The 2187-nt window shown below is 43.5% G+C and carries 1 tRNA gene and 1 rRNA gene; both read left to right on the forward strand.

Annotated features, from left to right (window positions below):
- Nucleotides 1-520: 520 nt before the first annotated feature.
- Nucleotides 521-2038, forward strand: a 16S ribosomal RNA gene (locus ACLJX0_RS15335).
- A 72-nt stretch (nucleotides 2039-2110) separates the two neighbouring features.
- Nucleotides 2111-2184: transfer RNA gene (locus ACLJX0_RS15340), tRNA-Ile, on the forward strand.
- Nucleotides 2185-2187 lie beyond the last annotated feature (3 nt).

A 2187-nucleotide genomic window follows, 5' to 3' on the forward strand; every position in this document is an offset into this window, starting at 1 on the left:
AGTTGCGGTTTTAATCAAAAATACTTTGTAAAAAAGGTTTAAAATAATTTGGAAGTGGCTAAAAAGGTACTACTTTTGCATCCGCATTAAACAAGCAGACGTTCATAGAAAAGCAGAAGAAAAAGACTTTAGATTGGCTAGAAATATTTTTAAAAAATAAATTTGGATAATTGAAATAAAGAGTTTTATCTTTGCAGTCCGCTTCAGTAAATACTGGGGATTGGCGAAAAACGGAGAGAAATATTTTTTCAAAAAAGTTTTGTCAGTTCAAATAAAGTTTTTACTTTTGCACTCGCTTTAGTAAACGAGCGATTTGAGAAAAAGGGAGGAAAAAAAATTTCTAATTTTTTTTGTCAAATTGAGAAATAAGTTTTACTTTTGCACTCGCTTCGAAATTAAGTAGAAGAGAGATTAGAAATACGATCATAGACATATTGGACAACAGCATACGAAAAAAGAGAGTAAGGTGATTTTAGGATCACGAAATAAACTAGCTAACTTTTTACAATATTAAAAATATACGATGAAGAGTTTGATCCTGGCTCAGGATGAACGCTAGCGGCAGGCCTAACACATGCAAGTCGAGGGGTAGAGAGAGCTTGCTTTTTTGAGACCGGCGGATGGGTGAGTAACGCGTATGCAACCTACCTTTTACAGGGGAATAGCCCGGAGAAATTCGGATTAATGCTCCATGGTTTATAGATGAGGCATCTCATTTATAATAAAGATTTATCGGTAAAAGATGGGCATGCGTATCATTAGCTAGTTGGTGTGGTAACGGCATACCAAGGCAACGATGATTAGGGGTCCTGAGAGGGAGATCCCCCACACTGGTACTGAGACACGGACCAGACTCCTACGGGAGGCAGCAGTGAGGAATATTGGTCAATGGAGGCAACTCTGAACCAGCCATGCCGCGTGCAGGATGACGGTCCTATGGATTGTAAACTGCTTTTGTACGGGAAGAAATGTAGTTACGTGTAACTATTTGACGGTACCGTAAGAATAAGGATCGGCTAACTCCGTGCCAGCAGCCGCGGTAATACGGAGGATCCGAGCGTTATCCGGAATTATTGGGTTTAAAGGGTTCGTAGGCGGTTTAGTAAGTCAGTGGTGAAATCTTACAGCTTAACTGTAAAATTGCCGTTGATACTGCTAGACTTGAATAGTATGGAAGTAATTAGAATATGTAGTGTAGCGGTGAAATGCTTAGATATTACATGGAATACCAATTGCGAAGGCAGATTACTACGTACTTATTGACGCTGATGAACGAAAGCGTGGGTAGCGAACAGGATTAGATACCCTGGTAGTCCACGCCGTAAACGATGGATACTAGCTGTTCGGTTTTCGGACTGAGTGGCTAAGCGAAAGTGATAAGTATCCCACCTGGGGAGTACGTTCGCAAGAATGAAACTCAAAGGAATTGACGGGGGCCCGCACAAGCGGTGGAGCATGTGGTTTAATTCGATGATACGCGAGGAACCTTACCAAGGCTTAAATGTAGATTGACAGGTTTAGAGATAGACTTTTCTTCGGACAATTTACAAGGTGCTGCATGGTTGTCGTCAGCTCGTGCCGTGAGGTGTCAGGTTAAGTCCTATAACGAGCGCAACCCCTATTGTTAGTTGCCATCGGGTCATGCCGGGAACTCTAACAAGACTGCCGGTGCAAACCGTGAGGAAGGTGGGGATGACGTCAAATCATCACGGCCCTTACGTCTTGGGCTACACACGTGCTACAATGGCCAGTACAGAAAGCAGCTACCAGGCAACTGGATGCGAATCTCAAAAACTGGTCTCAGTTCGGATTGGAGTCTGCAACTCGACTCTATGAAGCTGGAATCGCTAGTAATCGGATATCAGCCATGATCCGGTGAATACGTTCCCGGGCCTTGTACACACCGCCCGTCAAGCCATGGAAGCTGGGGGTACCTGAAGTCGGTCGCCGCAAGGAGCTGCCTAGGGTAAAACTAGTGACTGGGGCTAAGTCGTAACAAGGTAGCCGTACCGGAAGGTGCGGCTGGAACACCTCCTTTCTAGAGAAAAAAGGTGTTGGTTTATTTTACTCTCGCTGTTTGTTCAAATAAAAATATAATAATATAATACAGAGTCTCGTAGCTCAGCTGGTTAGAGTACTACACTGATAATGTAGGGGTCGGCAGTTCGAGTCTGCCCGGGACTACTA

It is taken from the genome of Myroides sp. DW712 (assembly GCF_046557355.1).
In the GTDB taxonomy this organism is placed as follows: domain Bacteria; phylum Bacteroidota; class Bacteroidia; order Flavobacteriales; family Flavobacteriaceae; genus Flavobacterium.